The 23,925-nt window shown below is 68.7% G+C and carries 24 protein-coding genes and 1 pseudogene; 10 read left to right on the forward strand and 15 right to left on the reverse strand.

Annotated elements, in window-relative coordinates:
- Window positions 1-482 precede the first annotated feature (482 nt).
- The 3 genes from ACH4RC_RS40170 to ACH4RC_RS40180 all read right to left on the reverse strand — a co-directional run bounded on the left by ACH4RC_RS40170 (window position 483) and on the right by ACH4RC_RS40180 (window position 1,779).
- On the reverse strand, window positions 483-635 hold the full coding sequence (locus ACH4RC_RS40170) for a hypothetical protein (RefSeq protein ID WP_398209628.1): 153 nt from the start codon (window positions 633-635) through the stop codon (window positions 483-485).
- Window positions 632-1,075, reverse strand: a complete 444-nt coding sequence (locus ACH4RC_RS40175; protein ID WP_398209630.1) for a hypothetical protein — start codon at window positions 1,073-1,075, stop codon at window positions 632-634. The genes ACH4RC_RS40170 and ACH4RC_RS40175 overlap by 4 nt, the downstream gene beginning before the upstream one ends.
- Before the next feature lie 146 nt (window positions 1,076-1,221).
- Window positions 1,222-1,779 (reverse strand): TetR/AcrR family transcriptional regulator, encoded by a 558-nt coding sequence (locus tag ACH4RC_RS40180; protein WP_398209632.1) that lies wholly within the window; start codon window positions 1,777-1,779, stop codon window positions 1,222-1,224.
- A 64-nt stretch (window positions 1,780-1,843) separates the two neighbouring features.
- Between ACH4RC_RS40180 and ACH4RC_RS40185 the strand changes: the two genes are divergently transcribed.
- Window positions 1,844-2,227 (forward strand): hypothetical protein, encoded by a 384-nt coding sequence (locus tag ACH4RC_RS40185; RefSeq protein ID WP_398209634.1) that lies wholly within the window; start codon window positions 1,844-1,846, stop codon window positions 2,225-2,227.
- Between the two features lie 35 nt (window positions 2,228-2,262).
- On the opposite strand, the pseudogene ACH4RC_RS40190 reads toward ACH4RC_RS40185, so the two are convergent.
- A pseudogene (locus tag ACH4RC_RS40190) lies at window positions 2,263-3,069 on the reverse strand (IS5 family transposase).
- A 618-nt stretch (window positions 3,070-3,687) separates the two neighbouring features.
- Complete coding sequence (locus ACH4RC_RS40195; protein ID WP_398209635.1) at window positions 3,688-6,378, reverse strand: hypothetical protein; 2,691 nt, start codon at window positions 6,376-6,378, stop codon at window positions 3,688-3,690.
- Between the two features lie 475 nt (window positions 6,379-6,853).
- On the opposite strand from ACH4RC_RS40195, the gene ACH4RC_RS40200 reads away from it, so the two are divergent.
- Window positions 6,854-8,224: a glutamate-cysteine ligase family protein gene (locus ACH4RC_RS40200; RefSeq protein WP_398209637.1), complete on the forward strand. Its 1,371-nt coding sequence runs from the start codon at window positions 6,854-6,856 to the stop codon at window positions 8,222-8,224.
- 175 nt (window positions 8,225-8,399) lie between these two features.
- Here ACH4RC_RS40200 and ACH4RC_RS40205 read toward each other — a convergent pair whose 3' ends face one another.
- A complete protein-coding gene (locus ACH4RC_RS40205) occupies window positions 8,400-9,386 on the reverse strand; it encodes a RimK family alpha-L-glutamate ligase (protein WP_398209638.1) in 987 nt (328 codons plus the stop codon).
- 263 nt (window positions 9,387-9,649) lie between these two features.
- Here ACH4RC_RS40205 and ACH4RC_RS40210 point away from each other — a divergent pair, with 263 nt between their 5' ends.
- Together ACH4RC_RS40210 and ACH4RC_RS40215 are read left to right on the forward strand one after the other, a co-directional pair.
- A complete protein-coding gene (locus ACH4RC_RS40210) occupies window positions 9,650-10,174 on the forward strand; it encodes an aminotransferase class I/II-fold pyridoxal phosphate-dependent enzyme (protein ID WP_398209640.1) in 525 nt (174 codons plus the stop codon).
- Window positions 10,175-10,230: 56 nt separating this feature from the next.
- Window positions 10,231-10,803 (forward strand): aminotransferase class I/II-fold pyridoxal phosphate-dependent enzyme, encoded by a 573-nt coding sequence (locus tag ACH4RC_RS40215; protein WP_398209671.1) that lies wholly within the window; start codon window positions 10,231-10,233, stop codon window positions 10,801-10,803.
- A 221-nt stretch (window positions 10,804-11,024) separates the two neighbouring features.
- Here ACH4RC_RS40215 and ACH4RC_RS40220 read toward each other — a convergent pair whose 3' ends face one another.
- The 3 genes from ACH4RC_RS40220 to ACH4RC_RS40230 all read right to left on the reverse strand — a co-directional run bounded on the left by ACH4RC_RS40220 (window position 11,025) and on the right by ACH4RC_RS40230 (window position 15,243).
- A complete protein-coding gene (locus tag ACH4RC_RS40220) occupies window positions 11,025-12,296 on the reverse strand; it encodes a hypothetical protein (protein WP_398209642.1) in 1,272 nt (423 codons plus the stop codon).
- Between the two features lie 588 nt (window positions 12,297-12,884).
- Window positions 12,885-13,628: a Mut7-C RNAse domain-containing protein gene (locus ACH4RC_RS40225; RefSeq protein ID WP_398209644.1), complete on the reverse strand. Its 744-nt coding sequence runs from the start codon at window positions 13,626-13,628 to the stop codon at window positions 12,885-12,887.
- A 1,027-nt stretch (window positions 13,629-14,655) separates the two neighbouring features.
- Window positions 14,656-15,243, reverse strand: coding sequence for a TetR/AcrR family transcriptional regulator (locus ACH4RC_RS40230; RefSeq protein WP_398209646.1), 588 nt, complete (start codon window positions 15,241-15,243; stop codon window positions 14,656-14,658).
- 82 nt (window positions 15,244-15,325) lie between these two features.
- Between ACH4RC_RS40230 and ACH4RC_RS40235 the strand changes: the two genes are divergently transcribed.
- Window positions 15,326-16,225, forward strand: coding sequence for an SDR family oxidoreductase (locus ACH4RC_RS40235; protein WP_398209648.1), 900 nt, complete (start codon window positions 15,326-15,328; stop codon window positions 16,223-16,225).
- Between the two features lie 121 nt (window positions 16,226-16,346).
- On the opposite strand, the gene ACH4RC_RS40240 is transcribed toward ACH4RC_RS40235, so the two are convergent.
- The 3 genes from ACH4RC_RS40240 to ACH4RC_RS40250 all read right to left on the reverse strand — a co-directional run bounded on the left by ACH4RC_RS40240 (window position 16,347) and on the right by ACH4RC_RS40250 (window position 17,788).
- Window positions 16,347-16,718 carry an antibiotic biosynthesis monooxygenase family protein gene (locus tag ACH4RC_RS40240; protein WP_398209649.1) on the reverse strand — a complete coding sequence of 124 codons (372 nt, stop codon included), beginning with the start codon at window positions 16,716-16,718 and terminating at the stop codon, window positions 16,347-16,349.
- A gap of 29 nt (window positions 16,719-16,747) precedes the next feature.
- Window positions 16,748-17,254, reverse strand: coding sequence for an NAD(P)H-dependent oxidoreductase (locus ACH4RC_RS40245; protein WP_398209651.1), 507 nt, complete (start codon window positions 17,252-17,254; stop codon window positions 16,748-16,750).
- An 81-nt stretch (window positions 17,255-17,335) separates the two neighbouring features.
- Complete coding sequence (locus ACH4RC_RS40250) at window positions 17,336-17,788, reverse strand: VOC family protein (RefSeq protein WP_398209652.1); 453 nt, start codon at window positions 17,786-17,788, stop codon at window positions 17,336-17,338.
- Between the two features lie 99 nt (window positions 17,789-17,887).
- On the opposite strand from ACH4RC_RS40250, the gene ACH4RC_RS40255 reads away from it, so the two are divergent.
- The 3 genes from ACH4RC_RS40255 to ACH4RC_RS40265 all read left to right on the forward strand — a co-directional run bounded on the left by ACH4RC_RS40255 (window position 17,888) and on the right by ACH4RC_RS40265 (window position 20,043).
- Window positions 17,888-18,889 carry an Lrp/AsnC family transcriptional regulator gene (locus ACH4RC_RS40255; protein ID WP_398209654.1) on the forward strand — a complete coding sequence of 334 codons (1,002 nt, stop codon included), beginning with the start codon at window positions 17,888-17,890 and terminating at the stop codon, window positions 18,887-18,889.
- Between the two features lie 398 nt (window positions 18,890-19,287).
- Complete coding sequence (locus tag ACH4RC_RS40260; protein WP_398209656.1) at window positions 19,288-19,539, forward strand: hypothetical protein; 252 nt, start codon at window positions 19,288-19,290, stop codon at window positions 19,537-19,539.
- A 345-nt stretch (window positions 19,540-19,884) separates the two neighbouring features.
- Window positions 19,885-20,043 (forward strand): hypothetical protein, encoded by a 159-nt coding sequence (locus tag ACH4RC_RS40265; RefSeq protein ID WP_398209672.1) that lies wholly within the window; start codon window positions 19,885-19,887, stop codon window positions 20,041-20,043.
- A 451-nt stretch (window positions 20,044-20,494) separates the two neighbouring features.
- On the opposite strand, the gene ACH4RC_RS40270 is transcribed toward ACH4RC_RS40265, so the two are convergent.
- The 3 genes from ACH4RC_RS40270 to ACH4RC_RS40280 all read right to left on the reverse strand — a co-directional run bounded on the left by ACH4RC_RS40270 (window position 20,495) and on the right by ACH4RC_RS40280 (window position 22,196).
- A complete protein-coding gene (locus tag ACH4RC_RS40270) occupies window positions 20,495-20,629 on the reverse strand; it encodes a hypothetical protein (RefSeq protein ID WP_398209658.1) in 135 nt (44 codons plus the stop codon).
- Window positions 20,630-20,886: 257 nt separating this feature from the next.
- Window positions 20,887-21,153: a transposase gene (locus ACH4RC_RS40275; protein ID WP_398209660.1), complete on the reverse strand. Its 267-nt coding sequence runs from the start codon at window positions 21,151-21,153 to the stop codon at window positions 20,887-20,889.
- A 161-nt stretch (window positions 21,154-21,314) separates the two neighbouring features.
- Complete coding sequence (locus ACH4RC_RS40280) at window positions 21,315-22,196, reverse strand: ketopantoate reductase family protein (RefSeq protein WP_398209662.1); 882 nt, start codon at window positions 22,194-22,196, stop codon at window positions 21,315-21,317.
- Here ACH4RC_RS40280 and ACH4RC_RS40285 point away from each other — a divergent pair.
- Window positions 22,172-22,579 carry a TetR/AcrR family transcriptional regulator gene (locus ACH4RC_RS40285; protein ID WP_398209664.1) on the forward strand — a complete coding sequence of 136 codons (408 nt, stop codon included), beginning with the start codon at window positions 22,172-22,174 and terminating at the stop codon, window positions 22,577-22,579. The two genes, ACH4RC_RS40280 and ACH4RC_RS40285, sit on opposite strands and share 25 nt — an antisense overlap.
- Window positions 22,580-23,610: 1,031 nt before the next feature.
- The gene (locus ACH4RC_RS40290; RefSeq protein ID WP_398209665.1) at window positions 23,611-23,880 is read left to right on the forward strand and encodes a hypothetical protein; all 270 of its coding nucleotides are present in this window, start codon (window positions 23,611-23,613) and stop codon (window positions 23,878-23,880) included.
- Window positions 23,881-23,925: the final 45 nt, after the last annotated feature.

Genomic DNA, 23,925 nt, shown 5'->3' on the forward strand with positions numbered 1-23,925 from the left:
GCAGTGCAGTTGAACAACTCCCACCCAGGGAAAGTCACCCGTGCTGTGCAACGCACGGCCCCGCCGGCGACCAGCCGACAGAGCAACCGGAGCCTGCTCAGGCCGACCACCGTCCGACGTCGCGGGGCCGAGGGCGCATTACCGCGTTCCTGCAGTACGACACCGAGCAGAACACCGCCCAGCGCACCACCCCGCCGCTTGAGGCGATTCAGGCCCTGCGCACCTGGACGCTGGCCGTCATCACGGACCTGACACAGAAGTGATCCGCGCGCCGCAGTTCTTACGTCCCTGCATTCGAGGCTGGTGACGCGGCGCCGCCCGTGCAGTCCGGCCGAGGCCGTCGCGCGGGCGAACGACTGTGTCCCAGGCATCGTCAGTCGGCCCCCGCCCCGTCCGTGGACGTACCAGGACAGAAGAGGAACAATTGGTGTCCTGCGAGAACGCATCCGAAGCAGTCCGGCAGGCCGCGGCCAGCTACCGGATCATGACTTCAGGCCGAAGAAGTCCGTGAGCCAGGCGGCACCCAGGGCAGCGGGAACGCTCACCGCAGCGGTGAGCAGCATGATGCGGATCTGCTGTTTGCGTTCTCGCGCCAGGTCATAGGCTTCGCTACGGCGTAGGGGCTCGACGGTCACGCTCCCCCGCGGCTCTGCCGGCAGGGTAGCCAGGTCTTGATCCCCATGGCCAGCAGCAGGAATGTCACAATCCCTGCGGGTCCGTACTGCCACTGAACCAGCTGCTCCATTCCTACGACGAAGACGGCGGCGCCCAGGGCGAGCAGCGGCATCGGGTCGCGGTTGAACGTGTAGGGCTTCAGGAGGACGTCCACGCGCGCAGCCAGCTCCCAGGAGCCGGCCCGTCCGTCGGATGTCTGGATGACTGAGCCGCGGCCCAACTGAACGACGATGTCGGGGCTTTGGGATACGAGCTTGAGTTCCCTCAACTCCGCTCGGGTGGCTCCACGGAGGTCGTCAACGGTGTCGGCCACGGCATGGGCGGCATGGATGGACACCGAGGCACAGTGCTCGTCGAGCAGAGCGTGCACGTCTTCCACATCGTCCAGGAACAGACGCATGTCGGGCAGGAGTATCCGGTATTCGCGAGGTATGTCCTCCCCCGGCGGAGGCACCCTGCGCAGCACACACATGTCGTCAGCCTGGGGCCTGTCCGGCGGATCTTGTCGCGGGCCGCCCGGATGAGAACTGATCCGTCTGGCAGGCCCTAACCGGACTGGACCGGAAGCCCGCGCAACAAGGTCTCGACAAACACCTCGAACGGCGGCTCTTCGGGCTCACTCCCGGCCGCCCCCAGCCACCGGACCACCCCGACCCCGAACATCTGCCAGCTCAGCTCGGCGTCCGTCTCCCCCGCACCGGCCGCCCGGAACGCCGCGACGACCCGCTCCCGCAGTCGCCCGAACGACTCCGGGTGGTGCCGGTGCGGACGGGCGACATGAGCGGCGTACCCGGGTACGGCCAGGAACTCTTCCCGCATCGAACACGCGAGCCGCGCCAGCCACTCCCGCCAGTCGCCGGCCCCCGGCTCCCCCTCGGGCAGCAGCCGCTCGACCATGACCTCACTCACCAGATCGAGCACGCCGTCCCGATCGGGCACCCACCGGTACAGCGACGAGTGCGACACCCCGAGACGGGACGCCAACTTCCGCATGGTGAGCGTCTCCACGTCACCCCGCAGCGCGGCCTCGACGATCAGCTCGCGGCTGAGACGCGCGGGCCGCCCGGGCCGGTTTCCGGTCGTGTCCTTCACCTTCGTGGTCATCGCGGCAAGGCTATGCCAACAGTATTAGTAACCAGTGGTCACTAATACCTCTACACTCGCCCCCATGGACGCACGAGAGACGCTAGAGACGCGCGAGACAGAGGTTCACGAGATCGACGTGGCCGGGCTGCCCACACCCGAGGCCCAGGGCATGATCCTGCGCGAACTGCGCACCCTCACCGAACGGGCCACCCCCTTCGCCGCCGTCCTCCTGATGCCCGCACCGGACGAACGCCCCTCCGGCACCCCCGCGACCGACCGCATCCGCGCCCTCAAGGAACTCCGCCCCGGCCTGACGGCCCACTGCCGCGGCCTCGCCTTCGTGGCACCGGCCGACATCCTGGAGGAAAGGGCCAAGGCCATCCACAGCGGCGACAAACTCTGGGGCTGTCCGACAACGGCCACCCAGGACGCGGAGGCGGCACGCGCCTGGGCGCGGAGCCGGTGACCTGGATTCCAGGACCTAGGGGGCTGGCCCGCGGATCAGAGGCGGAGCCAGAGCCTGATGGAGGCGAGGGTGACGGTGCCGTGGAAGATGTTGGCGCGCTTGTCGAATCTCGTGGCCACGGCCCGGGAGTTCTTGGGGGCGTTGATCGTTCGCTCGACTTCGTTCCTCCGCTTGTAGATCGTCTTGTCGAAGCCGACGGGCCGACCGCCTCTGCTGCCTCTACGTACACGGTTGGCACGCTGGTTCTTCGGTTCGGGGGTGGTGTGTTTGATCCGGCGTCGTCGCAAGTAGCGGCGGTTGTATCGCAAGGAGTACGCCTTGTCTCCGCCAAGATGATCAGGCCGAGTCCGGGGGCGTCCACCATCCGGGCGGGCGACACGGACACACTCCATGACCGGGATGAGCTGCGGGGCGTCGCCCCACTGGCCGGGAGTGATCAGCAGGGCCAGAGGGCGGCATCCGCCCTCACCGGCGAGGTGGATTTTGCAGGTCAGGCCGCCCCGGGAGCGTCCGAGTCCCTCGTCGGGCCGGTGCTGCCGGGGCATGCGGCTTTCCCCGGAAGCCGCGGAGGCTTCTTACGTGCTCCGGAAGAGCCTGTCCCACGTGTCATCCGCCGACCAGCGTCGATGCCGTTCGTACACGGTCTTCCACTTGCCGAAACGCGCAGGCAGATCCCGCCACGGAACCCCAGTTCGGTTCCGGTACAGGATCCCGTTGATGATCCTGCGGTGACTGCCCCAACGACCACCGCGCTGAGTGGACTTCGGCAGATGCGGCTTCAGTCGGACCCATTCATCGCTTGTGAGATCCTTGGACGAACCAGCGGCACCTCGCGCACGCATGGCCGCCACCGCTCGAGGGACAACGCCCAAGCATCGCCCGCACTCTGAGCCCGCTCGAAGCAGCTCAAGGCCCCTTTTTTCAGCATGCTGTCCTACGCACTCGGCCTCCTGCTTCCCATCAGCTGCTTGGGCCAGAAGGCCGCCTTCGCCCCCAGTGCGGCGGACAGGGCCTCGCCTACGCAGTCAGCGCCGAACGGATCCTGGCACTTCCGTTACCGCCGGCGTCTCCAGGGGGGCCGAGCACCGGCTGCGGGCCGCGGCCATGTCGAACCACTGCGCGGTCACGTCCCTGCCCGAGCGAATCTGGATGTGTACGGTCTCGCCCCGCCAGATCACACCCTCCGGTCGACGTCGTTCGCTCGACCACATCCTGGGGGGCCCAGAACCCCGACGGCGGTTGGGGCCGGCGGTCTGGATCGGGCGGCGACCCGGTCAGTACGGCCTACGCCCTGGTCGCCCTGTGCCGCCAGCCGGACCCCGAACCGGTCGCCGTCGGCATCACCTGTCTGATGCGCGCCTGCGGGATGCCGCCTCATGGCGAGAGCCCGGTCGCGTAGCGCGACCGGGCTCTTGTGTTCGGTGTCCCTGGCGGGGCAGGGACAGGGAGGTGCCGGAGGGTTATGCCTGTTCGTGGAGTGTGGTGCGGGTGGTTTCGGCCTGTTCGGTGATGGTGGCCAGGACGGGCTGGGGGACGTTCTTGTCGCGGAAGACGTCCACGAGCTGTTCGAGGACGGCGTCGGCCTGTTTCAGGTCGCCGCCGCGGGCGTGGGCGCGGGCCAGGCGCCGCATGGTGGTGTTGAGGGTGAGGTTGTCCACGCCGGCCGGGGTGCTGTCGTCCAGCGTGGTCTCGACGACGGCGCCGAGTTGCTGGACGGCGGTGGGCGTGTCGGCGGTGCGCACCTCGATGCCCTTGTCGCCGAGGGTGAGGAAGTGGCGTCCGGCGTTGGTGCCCTTGGCCATGCGGGCGTAGAGGGCCAGCGGGTGGTCGGCGTAGCGGGCCAGCAGCTCCTCCAGCGCGTCGTTGCCCTCCTGGAGGTGCGGGCTGTCGGAGCCCAGGACGGCGAGGAGGGTGCCCTGCTGGTTGCCCATGAGGAGTTCACCGGCGCGCTCGTCGTCGGCGCTGAGCGGGTAGCGGACCCGCAGCGGCCTGCTCGCCGAGACGACGCGGGAGCCGTCGGGCGTCCGGTAGACGGCGCGCAGGAGATACGCGCCAGGCTGGTCGAAGGTGAGCCCCTTCGCGCCGTAGCCGAGGTAGGCGCTGTCGTAGAGCGCCGGGGTGTCCGGGCCCAGCGTGACGCGGGCCTCGTGGTGGCCGCAGGTGCGGGCCATCGGGCGGAAGGGGCGGGTGGCGCCGTCCGGGCCGGTGATGAGGAACGTCAGGTTCTCGCTCTTGGGGCCGAGCCCGGGGGCGACCTCGACCTCAGGGCGAGTGCCGTCCAGGGAGAGCTTCACCTCGGCGACGACGGGCTCGCCGTACGCGAAGGTGTCCCTGCCGGTGAGTTCGAGCCGCAGCCCGGTGTCCTCCGACAGCGGCACCGCGAACTGCGCGGGCGCGGCGAGGTCGGCGGCGCGGTCGGCGGAGCCGTACTCGAAGGCGTTGCCGCCGGGGACGATGCTGTAGTAGAAGGCGTGCCGCAGGTGGCGCAGCTCGCTGGGGGTGAACTGGTAGCAGAACTCCGACCAGTAGGCGGCCGAGCCGCTGCTGGTCGGGCCGATGTACTCGCTGTCGTAGTTCATGAAGGACAGGTCGCCGTAGCCGCCGCGGGGACCGAGGGGCTGGGGCGGGGTGGCCCCGGCCTTGTCCCAGGAGTGCAGCATGTTCAGGGCGTGGCCCATCTCGTGGACGTAGGTGCGCAGCTCCCTGCGGGTCCCGGCGCGTCCGCCGCTGACTTGCTCGTCGTAGAAGACGGCCATGCCCTGCCGCTGGCGGCCGATGCTGTCGAACATGGTGCCCAGGACGCCCTCGTCGTCGGCGTATTCCGTGGCGATGAAGGTCCACAGTTTCCACTGGTGGGTCTCGCGGTAGCCGCTGAAGTGCTGGAGCATCGCCGCGTGGAGTTCGGCGTCCGACCATTTCAGGTCGGTGCCCGCGGCACTGACGGGAACCTGGCTGGTGGCCTGTGCGCGCAGTTCGATGCCGGCGTCCGCGTAGGCGGCGGGGACGGTCAGCAGGCGTTTGCCCAGTCCTGGCGGGCGGGTGTAGTCGGTGGTGGAGATCTGGGTGAAGGCCACGGTGGTGGCCATGGTGTCGACTTCCCAGTCGATGGTCCGCAGGAACCGGGAGGTGTAGGGGCAGATGAAGCTCTGGGTGGTGGCGCCGTCGGTACTGGTGAGGGTGACGGTGGCGGTGCCGCCGGGGGCCAGCTTGGTCACCGACACCGACGCCTTCGGCGTGGCGGTGTCGAAGGCGAATTTCGCGGTGCCGGCGACGACGGCCGGGAGGGCGGGTGCGGCTTGGGTGCCGTCGAGGATGAAGGAGTTGTTGTAGTAGGTGGTGGAGCCGGAGACGGTGAACAGGTCGCCGCTCACCACCGGGAGCGGGCCTTGGAAGTCGATTCGCAGGTCCAGGCGGGTGCCGCCGGAGGTGCCGGTGAAGCGGCCGGCGGCCGGGAGCCGCAGCCGCTGGTAGGCGGTGGGCAGGGCGGCCAGGCGGGGCAGCGCCTGGGCGTAGGCGCCCTTGGTGCGCCAACCGCGCGTCCAGTTGAAGGTCAGGGCCTGTTCGCCCTTGATGAGACAGATCTCGTAGCCCGCACCGCTGTCCTCCAGAGGGAAGGCGTGGTCGAGGTCGGCGGTCCACTCGGCGGGCAGCTCGTTCCACCTGGCGCCCACGGTCAGTCCCGTGATCGGGCCCTCGTAGCGGACCTTGTCGCCCCAGGCGACCAGCGCGCACCGGGAGCCCTTGAACAGCAGCGTCTGCCGGTACCCGCCCTGGTCGTCGGGGAGCTGGATGACCGCGTCGACCTCGCTGCGGTATTCGGCCGGGATCATCTGGCCGAGGCGGGGCAGGGCGGTGACGGGGCCCTGGAACAGCTTTCCGCTGGTCCAGCCCCACTGCAGGGCCTGGTCCCCGGCGAAGAAGACCGTAATCTCCTCACCGTCGTGGGGCAGCATCAGCGCGCCGTCGCTGTTGCTCGCGAACGGCTCGGGCAGCGCCGCGAATTCGCCGCTGTACACGCTGGCGAGTGGCCCTTCCCAGGCCAGCGTGCTCGTGTTGATCACCGCGACGCGGTCGTCGCGTACGAACAGTGTCTCCCATGGTTCCCCGGGCGTCGGGACAGTCGCCTGGAACCCGGTCGTCTTGAGCCTCATGAACCCCACGGTTACCCCCTGCTCCGCGGACCCTGGAGGGGTCTTTGAAGGGGAAACTACGACTGGCACGTGCCCCTGGCTACACCACCAGCAGTCCGACAAATCCAGCGATAGCGTCTACACGGCCGCACCCCATCCAGCGGACCCGCACTCACAGCCGCTCGGCGGAATCCCGCGCGCCGTCGGGGTGCCGTGCGCCGGGCCCAGCTGCGGCGGCGTACGGCACCGGGCGCCCGCCGGGGCGAGCGGTCCAACGCGGCAGCAGCGGCCAGGTCACCACGCGTCGGCGGCGGGTTCCAGCTCGCCGGTACCGGGCTGCCGCTCATGGAACCCGGACTAAGGTGGAGACGTGCGTATATGCGCGTGTATGCCCGCCCTCTTCGCACCCATTCATGCGAAGCTGTCGTCCGCGCCGGGCCTGTCCGCCGGCCGGCGCGACCGTGCCGTCGCCCTTCCAGAACCGCAAGGTGTGTTCATGTCCGTCGCATCGACATCACCGGCGCTCTCACCCGCCGAACTGCGCAGCGTGTTCGAGCGGGAGAGCCACGACGAACTTGTCGGCATTGAAGTCGAGTCGGCCGCGCTCGACCCCCAGAGCGGTGAGTCGATCCCCTACGGCGGCGAACGAGGTATCGGCGCTTACCTCGAGCACCTGGCGTCCGGGCCGGGGGCCCGGCCCGTCCACGACCAGGGCACCCTGGTCGGCGTCCGACTGCCCGACGGCGGAAACGTCTCCCTGGAACACGGTGGGGCGGTGGAGTACTCGTCGGCCCCCTACCCCTGCGTCGCCGATTTGATGGAAGCCACCGGGACCGCACTCGAACAACTCGCCGCGGCCGCGAGCCCGTTCGGCTTCGCACTCGTGCCCGGAGCCCAGTACCCCTGCACCAGCTTCGAGGACGTGCAGTGGGTGCCGAACTCACGCACCCGCATCATGCGTGACCACTTCGCGAGCTTGGGAGAGGACGGTCAGGGAGGGCCGAGGATGATGTCCATCATCACCTCCACCCAGGTCTCCTTCGATTTCACCTCGCTCACCGACCTCGCCGACAAGCTCCGCGTCCAGGCTGCGGCGTCCACCCCCGCAGCAGCGCTCTTCGTCAACGCGCCGCTGGAGGCGGGCCGGCCCTGCGGCTGGCTGTCTCGCCGGATGCGCTACTGGGCTCAGGCCGACCCGGCCCGTACCCGCGTCATCCCCGTCACGCTGCGGGACGACTTCTCTGTCGATCTCTTCATCGACTGGGCGCTGGGCCTGCCGATGATCCATCGTGGCAGGCCGGACGGCAGCCGCGAGCGGCTTGTTCGCCCGGTGCCGTTCGGGACCCTGCTGACTGACGGCTTCGACGACGGCACGCGGCCCGGGCTCCAGGACTGGCACGACCACCTGTCGCAGATCTTCGCCGATGTCCGCCTGCGGGACACCCTGGAATTGCGGGCAGTGGACGGATGGCCCTATCCGGCGCTCGCCGCGGTACCGGCGTTCTGGAGCGGCCTGACCTATCACGCGCCCACGCGGGCGGCCGCGTGGCATCTGCTCCGCGAGATCAGCCACGGGCAGCATCTGGCCGCCCTCACCGACATCGCCCGCCGCGGGATGGAGGCGACCATCGCCGGACGGCCGGTGCGTGGGCTGGCCGCCGAGCTGGTGCGCCTGAGCGAGGCAGGGCTGCGCGCACGCATCGACGCCGGGCTGGAGCGTGCCGAAACACTCACCTACCTGGAGCCGTTGAAGGACGTGCTCCGCACCGGGGAAACCTTCGCCCAGCACACTCTCGCCCTGTGGCATCAGGACCCGGCTCGCTTCCCCCAGAACTACGTCGAAGCCCACCGCATCCCCGCCGTCTGACCCGGCCACGCGCCGTCGGGGAACCGGCGCAGGCCGTACTTCCGGAACGGGCGGCCGCAGCTGCGCAGGGACAGCACCCGCGCCGCCGCTGCCCGCCGGGGCCGAGGCAAAGGAGCAGGCCGTGTGACACCCGCGGTGGGCCGACGGCGCCCGGGAGGGCGTGCGGCGGATCCGGTCAGGTGCGGTGGCTGCTTGCGTCACGAGCGGCGCGTACCAGTACCGCTCCCAGTCTGGGCAGTGACGTGCGGCGCAAGGTCAGGAACAGGTTCGGCTCGATGAGCTCCAGTTCCATCAGCAGTGGGCGGCCGTCCTCGCCTTCGACCAGGTCCACTCGGGCGTAGAGCAGGGTGGTGGAGCCTGGGACGGCGGCGAGTGCTTGCTCGGCGACGGCCGTCTCCCGTGGTGAGGGTGTGCACGTTGTCAGCCCCGGGTGTGGCACTTTGGGTTGAGTGAATGAGCTGCCGGCCGTCAGCACTGCGTCCTTCTGCGTGGCGTGCAGGAGTCGGCCGCCGGCGTAGGCCAAGGAGTGTTCGCCCGTAGTGTCGACGCGGTGGACATAGGGCTGGATGAGCGCGGTGGTACCTGCTGCGAGTAGCTGGTTCAGGTGGTGCAGTGCCTGTTCGTGGTCGTGCGCGTCGTAGCGGGCGGCAAGCCGCGAGCCGTTTCCGATGGCCGGCTTGATGACGAACTCGCCGCTTGGCGGAAGGGCGGTGGCAGCATCGGGGTTCGGGGGTTCCACGTAGTGGGTGTCCACTACAGGGATGCCGAGTTGAGCCAGGTCGCGCAGATAGCGCTTGTCGGCGTTCCAGCGCAGAACAGCGGGATCGTTGGCCAGCCGGGTAAGGGCTGCGCAGCGGTCGGCCCAGTCCAGGAACTCGCTGATACGCGCGGGGTAGTCCCGGGCGGACCGGATGACGGCGAGATCGAATGCCGCCCAGTCCGCGTCCGCGTCGTCCCAGCACACGGCCATGGCCTCGGCTCCTGCCTGGTGTACCGCCTCGAGGAGCAGGGGCATGTCCTGGTCGGCGGGCAGTTCGGGGTCCGGCTCGGCTGTGACCAGCGCGATCCTGGGGCGGTGGTGGGGCAATGTGTGCTCCTCCGGCCGGATTGAGGGGGCTCGCCCGAGTTTACGAATGAGCGGTGCCGTATGCAGCGTGGACATCGGTCCCGCAGAGCGCATGAGCGCTTCGTAACAGCCGGTCTCCGCGTCCGCAGCGCAGCGTCGTTGCCAAAAAGCCCGGCGTGCCGCCTGGCGCCACTGCTGGCACAGTAGGTCTCAGGAAATCTCTGTGCGCCGTAATTGGCTGACGCCTTCCAGCGGCAGGAAACTTCCTCCGCCCGTGCGGGCAGACGGTGGATCGTGCTGCATAACTCTTTCATACACATGCCGCGCCGCACCCGCCCCTCGCGAAAGGTGACGCACCCATGCCCCCGTTTCGCCACGCAAGCCTGCTGGACGGCATACAAGAGGCCTCATCCATCAAACTGAACAATAAAATCTACGAGATGCAGGCATCGGGGAACGACGTCATCACGCTCTCGCTCGGCGAAGCATTTTTCGACATCCCTGTACCCTCCTTCGAGGATCTCCCGGCAGCAAAGATCCACCACTACTCGCACTCGCGCGGACTGCCGTCACTGCGCGAGAAACTCTCCGGATACCACCGGGCCGCGTCGGGCGCGCCGGTCGATCCGGAGCATGAGGTGATGGTGACCGCCGGATCCAAAATGGCGATCTTCATGGCCCTCGCCGCGATTCTGGAGCCGGGCGACGAAGTGATCATCCCGGAGCCCTTGTGGGTGAGCTATCCGGACCAGGTGCGTCTGGCCCGTGGAGTCCCCGTGACGACGCCCTGGCAGTGCACCGTCGAAGAGCTCGCCACCTACGTCACCCCGCGCACTCGGGCCGTCGTCGTCAACAATCCGCGTAACCCGAGCGGGGCCGGCTGAGCACCGAGGAGCTCCGGCTCCTCCATGAACTGGCCGAGCGCCACAACCTGGCGCTCATCGCCGATGAGGCCTACCACGAGTTCGTACCCGAGGGGGCGGCCTTTGTGTCAGTGCTCGCGCACGATCCTGACAAGCAGCACACGATTCTATGCAATTCCATGTCGAAGAACTACGGTATCTCCGGATGGCGGGTCGGATACCTCATCACCAACCGCCAGCTGATCAGTCAGATCGTCAAACTGCAGCAGCATCTGGTGACCTGCGCCCCCACTCTGCTCTGTTACTATCTCGCGAAGCATTTCGATTACATCCTTGAGTACACGCGGCCGCAGATCCAACGGGTTGTTGCGCTACGCAATCGTATGGCTCTTCTGCTCGCCGACCGCAACGTCGAGTGCCTTCCCGGCGACTCCACGTTCTACCTCTTCGCTTCCCTGGGCGCCTCCCGAATGCAATCGAAGGATTTCGCCGACACGCTACTGGCCGAGCACGGCGTAGGCGTCGTTCCTGGCATCGGGTACGGCGCTTCATGTGACCGCTTCGTCCGCCTGTCCGTAGGCACAGAAAGCGAAGAACGCCTCATTCACGGCATTACCACCGTGGCATCCCTCATCGAAAAGACCCAGTGAGGACAGGCACGCCGCTACGTCTGCGCCTCGGGCGGCGGCGGGAGGCCCCTGGTTGCGGCCGCGGCAATCGTCCCGCGGTCCTTGAGCCGTCGACGGCTGCGCCCATGCGCACGCTGCCCGGTAGGTGGGGTCTTCTTTCCTGCCCGTACGCCAAGGCCTTACCCCAAGGCTCTACGCCAAGGCCGAGGGTGGCCACCCGGTCGTCCGTCAATCCATGAGTGTCACGCGGCATCTCCCAGAATGAGGGCAGCCACGGCGTCGCGGTCGGTGATGACAGCGGCCAGTTTCCTGCTCACACTGAGCACGGCTTCGACGACGGCCGGGATGCCGCCCACCCTGCGAATGGCCTCGGCAGTCGGCTTGAGCCGCAGCGCAGCCCCGGCGTCGGGCTGTGCATGGGTGCTGACGGTCAGGATGCCGTGATCACGCAGCAGCAGGGCGCCAAGCGCCGCGCCCGCCTCGCAAGGCACCACAGGAGCCTGATCGGCGGGAACTCGAGCCCGGCCCAGGACATCTCGCAAGATGTCGTCCTCGTGGATCGATGGGCCCAGGTCAGTGGGGTGGACGATCCCAGCGGGGTAGCGCTCGGCCAGGGCGGCGGCGAGTTCTTGTCCCACTCGGGCCTGTTCGCACAGCCGCTCGGGAGAATATCCCTCAAGCGAGCGCAGCGCGCCGACGGCGATCGGGGCACGGGCTTCCATGCCGAAGCAGGCCCCCACCGCCGACACGCGCGCGACCAGTTCGGCGCGTCCGGCCAGCAGGCCGGCCCGGGGACCGGACAGACCTGCCTTGTCACAGTTGGTGACCGTGAGGTCCGAGCCGAGGACGAGGGAGGGTGCCCCGGCATGCAGCGCAGTACGCAGCCGGGCGCCGAAAGCCTCATCGAGGAGCGTGGCAGCGCCGTGCTCACGGGCGTAGGCCACCACATCCTGGATGTCACTGTCCGCGATCCGTTCCAAGCCGCTGGTCACGGTGGTGAGGAGGACCAGAGCTGGACGACGGGCCTCGATCTGCTTCTTCCAGTCACCGTCCACGGAAGCGTGGATCAGGGTCGCGCCGGCCATACGCGCGCCGTGCATCACCGAGGCGTGCGGCCGCCCGGCGCTCGGCACCACGGAGACCACGCGGGCGTCCCGGGCAATGGCCACGATCGTCGCGATGATCGCGGCACTGGTCCGGTTGAACACCGCCACCTCATCGTCCTTGCGGCCCCCGAGGTGGGCAAGCCCGGCGGCGCGCAACTGCGCGGCGAACAGGCCCGGGCCGACCCACTCCTCGCAGAGCGTGTTCAGATCCTGGGCCCGGACGGGGTAGTCGCGCTGGTTTCCGGTGAAGACCGCGATCGATTCCCGGCCCAGTCTGCCTGCCCGTTCCGCGGCGATGGTCTGCCCGTGGCGCAAGCGCAGCCCTTCCTCGGTGGACGAGGTGATGATCGATCCGCGGGCGAATCCAACGATGGGGTCGATGGGGTTGCCGAAGCTGTCTTCAGTCATGCCGGGTACCCCTCGTCGGTACTGGTTCGTGTGTGCAGCTCGGGCGGTTGATGCCGGGCTGCGGCGCAGGCATCGGCCCGCCCAGTGCCCCCACGCTCTGCTGGGAGCGTCCTGCGACAGTCGGCGTCGGAAGATTTCGCCCGGGGTGCTCTGGCTCGCGAGCGGGCTGGCTTCTGCTCCGGGCAAAGCGGTCATGGGTGTGGCGCGAGCACTGGGTGACCCAGCTCCTCGACTATCGCGGCTGGCAGACGCACCGGCCACTCGACCTGCAGACCGGGCCGGTCTGGGGCACCGTGCTCGGCGCAGCGCTGCTCGTCGGTGCTGGGGCACACGGCCATGTGATGCGCGTGCCCGGGGTGGTGGCGTGGCCGACGCGTGGCCGCAGGCCGGCGAGATGCGAACGTCGGTGAGCTGGAGGCAGGGCGCCCGGGGATGCGGGCCGTGGAGTCCGGCGGTGTGCTCCAGGCACCTGTTGCGCCGCGCCGCCCGCCGCGGCGTCGTTGGGCATGGGGACGTGTTCCCGCGCTGCGTGGGGCAATGTGCTGGCGCGCCGGACCGGGGCGCGCGCTCAGGCCGGGCTCGCGCGGGTCAGCTACACCCCGCCCCCGGTCCGAACTCGGCCATCGCCGCCGTCACCATCGCCTCCAAGCGGTCGTGGTGCGCTCCGCGCCAGTACACGCGGGCACACTGCCCGCACTGGGCGAAGACGTCGTAGCCGGCGGCGGTGCCGCCCTGAAGGCGGTCGGTGATGTCCTCCTTGCGGGCCGCAGCCAAGGTGCCGTTGCAGGCGGCGCAGCGGCTCCAGGGGCGCAGCTCGGGGGCGAACCGTCCGAGGACGTCGCGGAGCTGGTCGTCAGGGCGGTCGCTGTAGACGTAGCCGCCCGCCCACAGTTCGCGGCGGCGCAGTAGCCCCCGGTCGCGGCTGAGCAGGACCCGGCGTTCGGTCGCCGAGCGGAGTGCGAGGGCCGGATCGCCGATGTCGGTGGCCTCGTACGCGGTGTCGACGCCGAGCAGCCGCATCCGGCGGGCGAGGGTGCCGAGGTGGACGTCGAGGAGGAAGCGCAGCGGCGCGCCCGGTACAGGCTGCGGCCGGGTGACGGCCCGCACCTCGACCCGCTCCCCCGCCGCCGGGATGTGCCCGGTGCCCGCCTCGGCGCCGTCGACGCGAAGAGCGCCGACCTCGGTGAGCGGCACCCCGAGCGATTCGACGACGTGCCCGAGCGTGGAGACGCCGTCGACGGTGAGCGGCGCAGGCGTGCCGTCGCGGTAGGCGCGCGGCACGAACAGGCCGAGGACGGGTGCGACTTCGACAATGATCTCCGGACCGTTCATCGGCACAGAATGTCACGTCGGGGGACGGGGCCCGCGAGGAGGACCGGCCGCAGGGAGGACGGGCCGAAGGAGAGAAGCCAAGGCAGATGGGGTGCGCGGAGCGGGATGTGGCCGCCGGGGGTGCCCGGCGGCGCACGGCGGGGCTTGCGCTGCTCGACGACACCAGTGGGCGGACGGGCCCGCGCGGGAGGCGCTGGCCCCGCTCCTCGACGACGAGGTGGCCCAGACGTTCGAAGCGATGCCGGCCACCCGGCTCCAGCAGGCGACCGAGGGCAGGCGGCGGCTCGGCCCGGCCGAGCGGAGCGTACTGCGGACAGTGCCCCGCTTCCTTCAGCAGGCAGGGACCGCTCGGCACCGTCAATCGCACGGACGGCGCCGCGTCGCAGCAGCCTCGCCGCCAGCCCGTCGACCTGGCGGCTGAACGCATCACCCCAGCCGCGCACCGCCCCGGCACATGCCTGTGCGCACGAGCAGCCGCAATGCGCACAGAGGGCCCGCCCAGGGCCGCGATGGTCCGCACGCCCCGGCTTCATCGCCGATCCGGACGATGATGATTGCCGACGTCGCGCCGCCACCATCCCGGCCGACCGCATCACGCTCGCGGACAGCCAGTTGATCCTTGGGAATGGAGACACGGAACGCGTTCGCTTCCCTCTGGAGTCGGTTGCATCTGTGGAGGTCGTGCGGGTTCCGGGTGCCACACAGCGCGAGGATCCGGACCAACCGCGCGCCCGGTACCCGAATGTCGGCAACCCCTGGAGCCAGGCCGACGACGACAAGCTCCTCACGCTCTACCGGGCCGGGCCAGGACCCAGAGGTCCTGGCCGAGGACTTCAGCCTCCTCGCCGGTCTCGGAGCAGCCCTGATGGTCGGCGGAGCGTGCCGGAGGCAGAGCATCGGACGCGCCTGCCACGCCCTGGACGAGGAGAAGCCTCACCGCCGGTCACCGCCGCTCGGCGCTTAGCAACGCTTAGCAACGCTTAGCAACGCTTAGCAACGCTTAGCAGCGTCTGATCGACCTGCCCGGTCAGGATCGCCGACCGCTGCCGGCGATCATGGTGACGAGCGTGTCGATGAGGTCTTCGGCGCCCACCTCGCCCCACTTGTCGTTGGGCAGCTGACCGCTGACCTCCATGCCGGCGACTCCGTTCGCGGCGCTGATGAGGAGAGCGGCGTATCTCCGGGCGTCTCGTTCGCCGACCAGGTCGGCGACGATGGCCAGGAACTCGGTCTGACTCCGCTCGGCCGCACGGGCCAGTGCGGTGGGGTCAGCGGAGGGATTGCTGAACATCAGCTTGTACAGGTGCGGCCGGGAGCGGCCGATGTCGATGAGCGCGACGACCCCGCTGCGCAGTTTCTCTTCGCCCGACAGACCGGCATCCGCGCGCAGTTCCTCCATGAGATCGCCGAGCCGGTCCCATGCCCGCGTGCCGATCGCCACCAGCAGGCTCTCCTTGTCGGGAAAGTGCCGGTAGGGCGCACCGCGGGTCACTCCGGCCTCCGCGCCGACCGCGCGGAGGGTCACCGCTTCGAGGCCCCCGCGGTCGAGCAGGCCCGCCGCGGCATCGATGAGGGCGCGACGCGTGGCGGCGGCCGATTCGGTTCGGCTGATCATGAGGGCCATCCTAGCGGGCTGATGATGACACGGTCACCTGAATGAGTTGACACCGTCATCCGAGACCGGCAGGATCGCTTAGGTGACAAAGTCATCTGAAACTCAGGAACTCGTCGTCGTCACCGGTGCATCGACCGGTATGGGTGCGGCCACCGCCCGTGAGATGGCCCGCCGCGGCTTTCATGTCCTCGCCGGCGTTCGACGCGACAGCGATGGCCAAGCCCTCCTCGCCGCCTGCGTGGAGCCGGTGATCCTCGACATCACAGACAGGGGCCACATCGCGGCGCTGGTGAACCGCATCGACAGCGACCCGCAGGGACGCAGTTTGCGGGCCCTGGTCAACAACGCGGGCCAGCCCATGGCCGGACCGGTCGAGATGATCCCGCTCGACGCATGGCGGCGCCTGTTCGAAGTGAACGTCTTCGGTCACATCGCGCTCACGCAGGCCCTATTGCCCGCGCTGGTGCGCGGCGCGGGCCGGATCGTCAACATCAGCTCGCTGAACGGCAAGGTCTCCATGGCCGGTTACGGGGCCTACGCCGGCAGCAAGTTCGCCCTGGAGGCGGTGAGCGACGCACTGCGCAACGAAGTGGCCCCGCACGGCGTGCAGGTGGTGGTCGTCGAGCCGGGCGGGGTGAGAACCGAGATGGCCGGCCTGGGTCTGACGACGCTGAGCCGCCTCAGTGCCGAGATGACCCCGGAGCAGAGTGCCCGCTACGGCGACTTGATGCTGGCGATCCCCTCCCACGTCGCCGCGTTCACCAAGGCAGGCGTGAGCGCCGAGACGGCCGCCCGCACGATCGCGAAGGCCGCGACCGTCCGCCGACCCCGCACGCGCTACACCATCGGCGCGATGACCGCCTTCCTCATCCGCGCCTCCCGCTTCCTTCCCGACCGTGTGCTGGACCGGATGACCACCTCGGATCTGCGCAAGCACTACCCTGACCGGGCCCGCCGGGCCCCTGCGGCGCGTCCCGCGTGACGGGCCGCGCTCCCACGTCAGCCGGTGAACGGCGGGCCTGCCGGACGGGCTCGTCGGGGAAGCCGATGGCCGGAGCGGCCGACTGACCATGCGCTCCGCTGTCCGTCACCGCTTCGGCGTGTCAGGCGACGCAGATGCCCGGCACGGCCTGGGCCCGGAACAGGTGCGGGGTGGCGATGAGACTGGCCGGGTACAGCTCACGGGCGGCCGCGCGCACGCTGCCGTCCAGCCGGGCCGTGCGGTAGTGGTCGGTCGACTCCCACACGGCGTGATTGAGGAACGTGCCGCTGCCGGCGATGCCGCGGTACAGCTGGGTGGAGATGAAGCCCGGTTGGTTCTTCAGTGCGGCCGCGTCGGTGGACCAGGCCAGCAGCAACCGGTCGACGTCTTCGGGGGCGACCTGCAGGACGTTGACGAGGATGACCGGTCCGCCTCCCTCGTCGAGCTGGTCAGCGAGTGTGACATGGGGGTCGAGTTCTCGGAAGTCGGGCATGTCGGCTCCTTCGACAGGCGGGCGGGAGATCAGGTGTGTGCACCGGTCCGTTCGGGTCGAAGGACCCGGCGCAGGGCGTCCAGGGCTGTGGTGAGGCCGTGCTCGATCGGTGCGGTGGGACGGAAGACCCGCCCGTCGTCCTGAGGGTGCAGCAGCTGGTCGATGTCCGGGATCGGGACGCAGCCGACCACCTGCGGCTGGAGCGCGGTCAGTACCGGTTCGAGGGCCCTCGCGGCGCCGGCCCCGGCTGCCACGCCACCGTAACCGACCAAGATCACCGGCTTGCCGCGCCACTCCCGGAACAGGTGGTCCAGGGCGTTCTTCAAGGCGGTGTTGTAGTCGCGGTCGCACTCGGAGCACCCGAAGAAGTGTTCCGCCGCGCGGTCGATGAGCTCGCTGACGCGCGGGCGAGTGCCACCCGGTAGTCCCGCGCGCTCGGGTGCCTCGGTCCGGCGAGCATCGGCGGGCCGGTCCCGGCGGGGTCGACCGCCTCGATGTCGAAGGCTCCGCCCGAGGCGGCCTCTGCGGCGACCCACCGTGCGGTGGGCGCCCCCGCGCGCCCGCCCCGGGTGCTCGCGATCAGCATCTGGACGACGGGCAGCCGGTCGACGACTCGGTCATGACAGGTCCGGGAGCTTTCCGCTCCTCTTGAGCTCCTCGTTGAGCAGCGGGTTGACGTGCTCGGCGTCGAGACCGCCGCTGCCGTAGGGACGTGTGATGATCTCCAGTTCATGGCCGCTGGGGTCGTTGAAGTAGACGCCGCGGCCGTCATCGAGGTAGTTGATCGAGCCCGGTTCCTGGTGCCGGGGATCCGCCCAGTACTCCAGGCCGCGCTCCCGTACCCGGGCGAAGATTGTGTCGAACTCGTTCTCGCTGACCAGGAAAGCGTAGTGCTGGGCCATGATGGCGCGGTCGGTGGTCATGTAGTCGAAGGTGATGTCGGGGCTGACCTGCACCATGACGAAGTGACCGAGTTTCACCGGGGGCTCGAAGCCCAGCATGTCGGTGAGGAAGCGGGCGGAGGTCTCGGCATCGCGGGACCAGACGATCTGGTGGTTCAAAACGCTCATGCACCCAGTCTTCGTCGCTCCCTTCGAAAAACCGCAGCGATCAGCCGATATCACCTTCTAACCTCCATGCTGTTCACGCACAGCGCCTAAACTTCCCGCATGGACCTCCTGGACCAACAAATCCTCCAGTGCCTGATGCTCGACGGGCGGGCGCCGATGCGCCGGATCGCCGAGGCGGTGGGAGTGTCGGAGCAGACCGCGATGCGCCGCTACCGCGCGATGCGGGAAGCGGGGGTACTGCGCGTCCTGGTCAGTGAGGCAGCCGCCTCCGCACGGCACCGGTTGTGGCTGCTGCGGTTGCAGTGCCGCCCTGACGCCGCCGCACACCTGGGTGCCGTGCTCGCCGCGCGCGAGGACGTCTCCTGGGTCGCGCTGCACTCCGGCGGCGCGGAACTGATGTGCACCACGACCCTGCCTGCCGACGCGGCCTGCGGGACAGGGGTCCTGCCGCAGATCTCGCACACCGCGGAAGTCCTCTCCTTCACCACACACCTGATCCTGCACTCCTACTCCGGCGGCCCCGCCGAATGGTCCGGATTCGAGCAGCCGCTGAGCCAGGAAGCGGAGCGGCACCTGCTCGAGGGACGCGACCCCGACCGGCGCAAGGTGACGTACAGCCCGGTGCCCCCCGAGGACCGTCCGCTCCTGGAGGAACTGCGCCACGACGGCCGAGCCACCGTCGCCGCCCTCGCCCGCGCCCTGAACTGGCCGCTGTCGAGGGTCAGAAGCCGTCTGCAGGCACTCCTGGACAGCGGTGCGGTCACCGTGGACGTGGACGTGATGCTGGAAGCGTTCGGCTACCGCACATCGGCAACGCTGCTCCTGCAGGTCTCCCCCAGCCTCATCACCACCGTCTGCGAGGCCCTGTCCGCGCACCGGCAGACCAGCTGGGTCGCCGCGGTCACCGGCTCCGCGAACATCGTGGCCGCTGTGACCTGCCGCGACAGTACCGAGCTGTTCAGCTACGTCACCGAGCAGCTCGGCAGCCTGCCCGCGGTGACCCATGCCGAGGTCATTCCGGTGCTCAGCAGACTCAAGCAGGCGGCCACACGCGTGGCCGGGAGCCGGCTCGCACAGCCAAGCCACGGCTCAGTCGTCTGACGAAGCCGTCGTCAACGGCCGTATGAACCCAGCCTGGCCTCAGGGCGCCGACGCCTCGGAAATGCGTCCGCGACACAGTGCCCGCATGGAAGAGCAAGCCTGGTGGCCAGGGTGCCTCCTGCCCGTTCGCCGGCGGGGCTGTAACCGGGTACGCCAGACGCGTCCTATGGCGGGCGGTCAGTGGTGGAGTGTGCGGGTGGTCCTGCTGGGCGGCGGGATGGCCGGTGAGCTGTGGCCGCGACCAGGCCGCATCTTCGCCGTCTCCACGCTGCACAACATGCACACCGTGGCCGAGGCCATCGACGACGCCTTCGCCCGCTTCGACCGCAGCCACCTGCACGTCGGTAGGACGGTGGTGGTCGGGGTGTGTTCGGCTGGGTCTCTCTCTACCGTGGGCGGTGGAGGAGGCGATCCTGATGGGCTCGTTGTTCGAGGAGTTGAAGGCCCGGGAGGCGACTGCCCGGGTGCGGGTCGACGAGTTGGAGGAGCAACTGGCCGAGGTAAGTGGCTGGTTGGAAGAGGCTCGGGAGGATCTGCACCGGTTGCGGATCGCTCGGGAGACGGTGTTCGAGGTGATGGCGGAGATGCCGGCTGGTGCACCTGCCACGGTAGATGCGGAGCCGGAAGTCGCAGGGGGCGGACGAGACTGAGGGGTCATCTGCGTACGCCGGAGCCGAGCGTCGGATGGTGGGGGTGCTGGCGGTGCCCCGTTGGCGGCCGCACCTGGGTGGTGGAGTGGGCTCCGGGGCCCGGAGACGGCTTCGCAGTACTCCCGATGGCACGGGCCGATCCCGCGGGGGCCGGTGCCAGGCGTGCATGTGCTGTCGGAAGCGGGGCACAGGAGGGGAGTATCACGGGCGTGCAGCCGCCGGGCTTCATCGGCTTGAGCGGCAGCAGGTCCGGGGCACGGAGTTCAGATTCAGATAAGGGGGCGTCGTGGGCTCGGCAGAGTCGGGGCCGCGCGTGCCGAAGGAAAGACCCGGAAGATCGGATGCGTGATGATTGTTGTTGGTCTGATTCTGCTGATCATCGGCCTGCTGGTAGGCATGTCCCTGCTGACCACGATCGGCGGGGTGCTCATCCTGATCGGCGCGATCCTGTGGATTCTCGGAGCGACCGGCCGCGCTGTCGGCGGACGCAAACACTACTTCTAGGCAAGTCACCGCCTGTCAACGCGTCTGTCAACGCGTCTGTCAACGGCCTCCCGATCGGGTTCTGATCCAATTCGTGGGGCAGTGACACGGTGGCACCACCGAGTGACAGAACCGTCGTTCGTGTGATTGCAGCGTGCTCTCGACGTTCTCCACGGCCTTCTCTCATCTGTCCTGCGTGGTGGTGGACGAGGTCAGGGGCCCTCCCCTTCCCGAGATGGTGGGCACGCGGTAATCGATCATGCAGTGAGCGGGAGTTCAGCGGTGGTGTCGGCGTTCGTATCCGTTGGGGCTGAGGTGGCTATGCGCGGAGTGCCCGCGCTGGCTGGGCGAGCAACTGCACCTCAACTCGGCCGGAACCACCGCCCTCACCGACCGCCTGAGCGGTGCGGGTGAAGTTCTCTGCTGATGTGTGGATCTGGTTGCGTCGGCGCGTGAGGGCCTCGTCGACGGCCTACTTCGTCTGCCGCCAGACCAGTTCGATGTCGTTCGACTCCGGGCTGCAGGGCGGCAGGTAGAACCGCTCCACTCCGATCTTCGCAAGTTGTCGACGGCGGCCCTTGAACGCCTTGGCCACGTGCGCGGCCACCCGCGGCACCAGATGGGGGATCGAATCGCCCCCGACGCCGTCGGCGGCCAGATCCAGCAGCCCCGCTCCCCCGCCCACGCCCGCCAGGCGGACGCAGGTGCCAGAGCAGGTCCGGCTCTATGCCGACGCATCTTCGCGGGAGAACGAGAACGACCGGTGAGCGATCTGTGCCGGTCGATCCATGCGGAGAGGGCAACGTACCCGATCGTCCTGCTATATCGCCGTAGTGCCCGAGGAGGACACCCGAAACCGGCGGTTCAACGTTCTTGGCGCTCGATCGTCTGCTGTTGTTCGCGACCTCCTTGCTCAGCCGCTTGAGTTCCCTCGCACTCAACGCTGGTCAATTCACCGGACTTGCCCCCTCCCCGGTTCGCCTTCGTCCGGCGGTACCAGCCGCGCAGGGACTCCGAGCTGATACCGAGATCCCGGGCAACCGCGATGGCCGTCTTACCCGAGGCATCTACGAGCGCGATCGCGTCCCGCTTGAACTCCTCGGTGTACCGCTTGGTGTACTTACTTCCCACGTGGTGCTACTTCCTCTGGGACCACTCAGATCCCAGTCTCCAGGTGTCCGCGATCAAGGGGAAGCTCCACATGGGTCAACGGTTGCCGTCCGGGAAGAGAGTGGAGGTGGGCTGCGGACCTGGCGACGATGTGCGTCGTGAGTCTCACCGCCCTGCGCCACTCAGCGGACTCCCGCAGGGGCGCGGAGCTGCTCGGCCAGCTGCTCGAGTTCGGCCACCGTGGCAGGCGAGCGGTCACTGAGTCCGCTGTGCACGGCCGTCGGGCTCTTCAGGAAGCGCCGGAGCACGGCGACAAGGAGCCCTTCTGGCAGAGCCCGCAACGCGGCGAACGCGCGAGGTACCGGTGGTGTCTCCATCGCGGCAAGATTCTGGCGCATGAGGCGGAGCATGCCGCGTACCGCGGCCGGATCGTCGCTCAGCGCCGCTGGGCCGCCCGCCGCGTGTACCGCCTGATCGAGCGGCACTTCGAACGCTGCGTGTGTCCTGAGCCAGGCGCCCATGTGCGGCTCGGCCTTGGCGTTGACCCCGGCGGTACGGAACGTCGCCACAATCCGTTCCAGTCGCGGGGTGGTACGGCCGTCGGGCTCACCGATCGGTATCGCGACCCGGCGGGTGATGACATTGGTCTTGCGGTAGCGGACCACGTCGCCGTCCATCGTGCCGCCCGTCATGGGGAAGCCGAGCAGCACCCGCTCATGGCCGAGCACCGCACCCAGGGCGTCCGGGCCTGCTGCCCAGTTGAGCAGGAACAGTACGTCCCCCCACACATCAGCGAGTGATTCCAATACCGCGTCCACCTGGTGGGTGCGGACGAAGACGGTGATCAGGTCGCACCTGCCGCCCGGGTGCTCCGTCACCGCTACCGGCACACTTCGGACAGGGCCGTTCTCCTCGGCAAGCTGCACTCCCTGTTGGCGCAGAGCGGTCAGGCGCCCGCCCCGGGCGAGGCGTGATACATCGTGGTCGGCCTCATGCATGCGGGCGGCGAACAGACTGCCGCAGACCAGGGCTCGACAAGTTGCTCGCCCGCACCCCCGACCCACCGGTCAGCGAACTGGTGGAGGCGTTCGCGGCACCGCTATTCGACGAGATGCCGGCCGACAACAAGGGCGGCGACCGGAGGACCCGGCTGATCGTGATGATCCTCAGCGACCCCGCCGAGGAGGCACGCAACTGGACCGGCACGGCCGACGGCGAGATCCGCGAGCGTTACTTCGCAGCCTTCGCGCGCGTCCTGCCCGATCTTCCCCCGGAGGAGCTGGGGTTCCGAATGCGGGGGATCTTCGCCGTGACGGCCATCGACCGCCTCCAGGTCCACCAGCAGCCTTCCCCCGGCTGCGCGTCCCCGGTAGCGGGCGAGGCGGCCCGGCGTTGGGCGATCACGTTCCTGACGGCAGCGATGAGCGCGCCGGCGAACTGGCCCTGACGACCCAGCACATACGCCGGCGGCAGGGCCAGACGGCTTTTCTTGGTCTTTTTGATGTGGCCGTAAAGACCGAGGTGGGTTCGACGCGACGGAGAATCGGCCCGGCTGACAGCGCGGGCAGATGATTGAAAACGAGCATCTTCGCCACCCGCCCGCAAGAGGCCGTTTCATGATTCACGACTCATGGTTCCGCATTTGGGAATGCCGACCAGAATGAAGGATCAGAATCGCTGGGAAATTGCTTCTGCGACAGGCGCCGATCCTTGACCTTGAAGAACTTGAGCGCAAGACCTGTCACCACAGATGGAAGGCCGCTCGACACAATGACGATGCGGAAGGCTACGATCGCGCACCTTCCAACAGGCGCACTCGGTCATCGTCGCTTGCAGATATCGAAAAGAGGTGCGTCCGTGACGGATGAAGAGTTCCTGTTCCAGAAGTTCATGAGTGGGCTCTACCTGTGCTTGGGTGAGGTGTTGAGGGCCGAGCCGGAGTGAGTGGAGGTGTTCACCGAGCTCCGGGCGGGCTGGTTCGCGCGGCTGATGCGGGCAGTGCGGGAGCGCGGTGGCGAGCATCCGCGGATGGGGCGGCCGTGGCGGCTGTCGCTGTCCGAGCGGGTGCTGCTGGGGCCGTGTACCGGCGGACCAACCTGATCATGCGGCGGCTGGTGGTACTGCTCGGCGTGTGCCCGGCGACCGTGTACCGGCCCGCATCTTGACGGAACGAAAGATTCGGCAGTATGCCTGATGCGTTCCGCTATTGCACTGGTGCACTCGACGTGATCTTCAGAGATTCGGTTCTCCGGTTCCGTAGGCGCGATGAACTCTACTCCCCGAGCCGAGCACAGCAAGACGGTGGGACCGCAGCTTTTCGGGCTGCGGTCCCACCGCCTTCTGGACCGATTCGGTGAGCTGAAATGACGGCATCGTGTATCAGTTACCCGAAGCCTTGGGTGGGCCTGGAAGTATCACGCAACCAGTCCGCTCGACTGGAGAATTTCCGGTCGGGTGGCCGTGTGAAGGAGGCGATCCATGTCGTTGCCTCGTGCAGAGGTCCCTGACGGCGCAAAGCAAGCCGTCAGGCCGGGCCAGGGTGAGGAGTCACTGCCCAGGATCACCCGACTCAATCGGGGGCTTTACGGGCTGGTCTTCTACATCCTCGGTGTTTCCTTGCTGCTGCTGATCCTGGGCTGGATCGTCCTGACGGCGATCGGCAAGGCGGTACCCGACGGTATTCCCGTGGTCATCGCAACCATCGTCGGGGCGCTGGTCGGGGTGATCGCCACGGACAAGGCGACGTGAGCGGTGAGCGGCGAGCCGGCGCGAAGCGATCGGGCTGGAGTACGG

Origin of the sequence: Streptomyces sp. NPDC016845 (assembly GCF_044332585.1) — a bacterium.
Classification (GTDB): Bacteria; Actinomycetota; Actinomycetes; order Streptomycetales; family Streptomycetaceae; genus Streptomyces.